Annotated in this window: 5 protein-coding genes; 3 read left to right on the top strand and 2 right to left on the bottom strand. The window is 40.9% G+C overall.

Annotated features, from left to right (window positions below; all coding sequences use genetic code 11):
• Window positions 1-474 precede the first annotated feature (474 nt).
• Entirely contained in the window at window positions 475-987 is a 513-nt protein-coding gene (locus tag IQ229_RS16425) for a hypothetical protein (RefSeq protein ID WP_094348271.1), read from the top strand.
• Window positions 988-1,095: 108 nt separating this feature from the next.
• Here the strand turns inward: IQ229_RS16425 and IQ229_RS16420 are convergent, their stop codons facing one another.
• Together IQ229_RS16420 and IQ229_RS16415 are read right to left on the bottom strand one after the other, a co-directional pair.
• Window positions 1,096-1,677: a thioredoxin family protein gene (locus IQ229_RS16420; RefSeq protein ID WP_194045467.1), complete on the bottom strand. Its 582-nt coding sequence runs from the start codon at window positions 1,675-1,677 to the stop codon at window positions 1,096-1,098.
• 144 nt (window positions 1,678-1,821) lie between these two features.
• Window positions 1,822-2,037, bottom strand: a complete 216-nt coding sequence (locus IQ229_RS16415) for a chlorophyll a/b-binding protein (RefSeq protein WP_094348273.1) — start codon at window positions 2,035-2,037, stop codon at window positions 1,822-1,824.
• Between the two features lie 186 nt (window positions 2,038-2,223).
• Here IQ229_RS16415 and thyX point away from each other — a divergent pair, with 186 nt between their 5' ends.
• Window positions 2,224-2,946 (top strand): FAD-dependent thymidylate synthase, encoded by a 723-nt coding sequence (gene thyX / locus IQ229_RS16410; RefSeq protein ID WP_194045465.1) that lies wholly within the window; start codon window positions 2,224-2,226, stop codon window positions 2,944-2,946.
• Window positions 2,947-3,047: 101 nt separating this feature from the next.
• Window positions 3,048-3,929, top strand: a complete 882-nt coding sequence (locus tag IQ229_RS16405; RefSeq protein WP_194045463.1) for an Rpn family recombination-promoting nuclease/putative transposase — start codon at window positions 3,048-3,050, stop codon at window positions 3,927-3,929.
• Window positions 3,930-4,031 lie beyond the last annotated feature (102 nt).

Here is a 4,031-nt window from a genome sequence, read left to right as displayed (position 1 = left end):
ATATTTTGGTGAGAAAGGTTTTCGTGAGTTTCTACCGATATAACAGAAGCCGACATTAGGATACACTGGCATTTGAATACACCGGAGGTTCATCAGCGACTTAGTTTGTCGCTTCTGGTGACTTCCTTCCTAGTATCCTATTAGCTTTTGCCTGTATGAAACTTACTCCAATCTACGGTAAGTCTCCCTGAAGAAGGTTTTTAGCATCTAAAACGACTGCCACTGTTTTGAGGCTATAGCCTTAGAATATTTACAAGCTTTACTTACGAATTAGCTCTCTCTAGATAAAAGTACCATTTTTACTGTGTAAGCTGACATTCTACCTGTTTCATCCAGATTTGTGTAGCTTATTAACAAATCAACGGATTCATTAATATTAAGCCTGCTTTACTATTTAGTTTCTTAGCCCGACCTATTAGACAGCTAGAGTGTTCATTTCACTTTGTTCAATAGCTTTTAGCCCTTATCGCTCCCATGCTGACCCATCACCGCAAGCCCGTGTGCTTATCACTTATTTCCACTGACCTACCGATCTGGTCTGTTGTCGAAACTGCCGCGACATTGTATCAAAAAGATACCGATCGGTTTCATTTACTGATGACCGCACCGCCTTTAATTAGCTGCGAAGTAGAGAGTGTCATAAGTCCAGAAGACACACTTCCTCAAAGCAAGAGCAAAGCTTACGCCCCTAACAGTCCCAGAATATTGTGGCTGGAGATTTCACCTTACCGAGTCATCATGACTATGCAAGGTAACGCTCAAGTGAGTTACCGTCACTTTTGGGAACAGGGTGTTTATGGCATTAGTCGCTATTGGTTGCCAACTGAGTCATTGCAACCTAACGATCCGATTCGTTTACGAAATTTTACTCGTAGCCTAACTCTCAACGGACATCCTTTGCCAGAGAATTTGCGGCTGGAATATGAATTGTGGGCAGAAAAAGTCCAATTAGGATGCTACATACTGAATTTGGAAATTAAACATTAATAGGTGTGGGGAGTGAAGAAGAGAACAGGGTAAAGGTTACAGGTTACAGGGTATAGATTATCTCCTGTCACCTGTCACCTGTCACCTAATCTCAATTCCCAATCCCTCTTAACCAAAATAACTGGGTTGGTTTCCTGGTTTCCATTTAATATTGCAACCAACACTCGGCTTTTGCTCACTTGTAACAGGTTTACCCGCTAGCACTGCTTCAATGGCTGCGCGTAAATCTGCACCTGTTACAGGTTTACCGTTACTGGGGCGGCTATCATCTAATTGTCCCCGGTACACAAGTTGGCGTTGGTCATCAAATACAAAAAAATCTGGTGTGCAAGCTGCTGTGTAAGCCTTCGCCGTTTCTTGGCTCTCGTCGTAGCATAAAGTAAAATTAAACCCTTGTTCTGTTGCAAATGCTTGTAACGACTCTGGCGCATCATCTGGGTAATTTTTTGCATCGTTAGCACTAATAGCAACGATCGCTAAATCACTTGTAAAATAATCTTTTCCTAACCGCACTAATTCTTGTTGGACGTGTTTTACAAATGGGCAATGCCGACAAATAAACATTACCAACAGTGCTTTTTTGTCTGCAAAGGTAGAAAGTGAAGTTGCCTTTCCAGATACTACTTCTGGTAGATTAAAATCTGGCGCTTTAGTGCCTAGCGGCAACATAGTTGAAGCAGTTAAAGCCATAGTTCACCCAATATTTTTACGCTGATAACTAAGGCTTTTGTTATCAGTATATTTTCACTCTAGCACTAAGTTTTCCATAAAATAAGAGACGGTAAACTTACCGTCTCTTACATTTTTTGAGAGTTATGTTAAATAAATTAGTTTTTACAGACTTGCCAAAACACCAACAATACCGTGTCCTGTGAATACTTCTAATGCTATCAGAGAGACAAAACCAATCATTGCTAAACGACCGTTGAGCATTTCTGCATAAGGAGTGAAACCAGTGCGATCGCCTTGTTCATCAATATATACTTTTGGCTCGATCGCAAAGTTGTTCAGTTTGCCTTGGTCATCAATTATAGCAGTGCTTGTACGCATGGGTTTTTCCCTGTTTTCTGTTTATGTAAATAACTGTAACAAATCTATTAATATTTGTAAAGTATCTTCATCTAATCGAGTAGAAGTCCAAGCCAGAGAAGAGATATGATGATGAATCGAGTTCAAAGCCATGTCTAAGTACTCTGTCTAAGCAATCCCAGTCACCAATCCATTCCCCAACAGCTAATGCATCGATTTCGAGTAGAGGTTATTGCCAAAACACCAAACCCGCAGCAGGTGATTTATGCCGCGATGCACCAGGACTATACTGATGGGTTTGTGTTTGATGAGCGCGACTCTTGGCCCTCGGAGTCACAAAGCGGCGAAGTTATTGTTAAGCGGCTTTTAGCTGGTGAGAGGGGACACTATGGGCCTTTAGAGCATCCCCAGATTGTTTTCAACTGTGGCTACTTTCCCCACAGTGTGATGCAGCAGGCGCGGACTCATCGCGTTTCTGTATCATTTGATGTACAATCTTTTAGGTACACAGGCAACCAATTTATTGATGTAGTAGAAGGTAAGAAAGAAATAGAAGATGTTTTTTACCTACGTCCCGTTGGTTATTACACTGATAGACAAGGCAAAAAGTATCACTATTCCCCAGAACAGCGAACAGCAGATTTGGAGTGGTGTTTAGAAGCAGCTAAACGATATAAAGCTGATTTTGAAGCGGGAATGTCTGAAGAACACGCTAGAGGCAAAGTGCCTTTTGATTATCGCCAGCATTTTGTAGTTAGTTTTAATTTAAGGTCTTTCTTGCATTTTTGTGACCTGAGAAATAAGAAAGATGCTCAACTGGAAATTCAAAAGTTGTGTGAAATGATGTGGCCTCATTTTGAAGATTGGGCACCTGCGATCGCACAATGGTATGAAAAGCAGCGTCTAGGTAAAGCCAGGTTAGCACCTTAGATGATGGCTGAAAGTTGACACAATTTACGGTAGGATAAGGCGAAGCGATTATCCTTGGATTTATTGGGTTTTATTTAGGGCGATCGCATCTATTTTTTTTGATGAACAAAGCTGTCGATATTAGCACTAAAAAATTAATCAGCCTTGCACCAAATAATTGGGCAAAATGGGTGACAGGAATTCCCGACATTGTTACAGGCGAAATCTTAAATACAGAATTCCAATGGATTAGCCGACAAAGCGATGTTGTAATTCAAGCTGAAAGTCCCCAATACGGGAAATTTCTCATCCTCAATGAGTTACAATTACGCCACATATCAGAAATGCCGCGTCGGATGCGTGCTTATGCGGCTCTTGCGGAAGAGAAATATAAACTACAAACCTACCCTGTACTGATTAACATTCTCAAAATCAGTAACAGCGAAATACCTACAAGCTTTGTATCAAATTTTATCGGGTTAAGAGCAATTCAAGATTACCGCGTAATCAATCTCTGGGAAGTTGACGTAAATATTGCTTTTGAGACACCGTTACCGTCGCTGCTTCCGTTTGTACCAATTCTCAAAGGCGGAGAAAACGAGTCTACAATTAGGGAAGCATTGCGAATGCTGCGTGCTGACGAGCAATTAAATCAACTTGAGACAGTTCTGGCATTTTTTGCAACCTTTGTATTAGAAAGTACTTTAGTTCAGGAAATCATGAGGTGGGATATGACAGTCTTAAGAGAGTCACCTTGGTATCAAGAAATTTTACGTGAGGGGCAAGCACGAGGAGAAGCAGAAGGAGAAGCACGAGGAGAAGCAAGAGGAGAAGTACGTGGAATAATCTCTAGCATCGAAACAAGTTTAGAGGCGAAATTTGGTAGTGATGGTTTGGAGTTGATGTCGCAAATTTCGCAAATTTCTGACTTAGAGCAATTGAAAGAGATTTTACGCAGGATTGTTGTAGCCAATACAATTCAAGATTTACGGAATGTTTTGTAGGATAAAGCGATCGCTCCAACTCCTGCCTTAGAGACTGTCATTAGTCATTTGTCCCTTGTCTTTTGTAAATACAAATGACTAATGACTACAAAGGACGACATT

Origin of the sequence: Nostoc cf. edaphicum LEGE 07299 (genome assembly GCF_015207245.1) — a bacterium.
GTDB lineage: Bacteria > Cyanobacteriota > Cyanobacteriia > Cyanobacteriales > Nostocaceae > Nostoc > Nostoc edaphicum_B.
The sequence above is the reverse complement of the archived record's forward strand: the minus strand, read 5'-3'. Positions and strand labels throughout refer to the sequence as shown.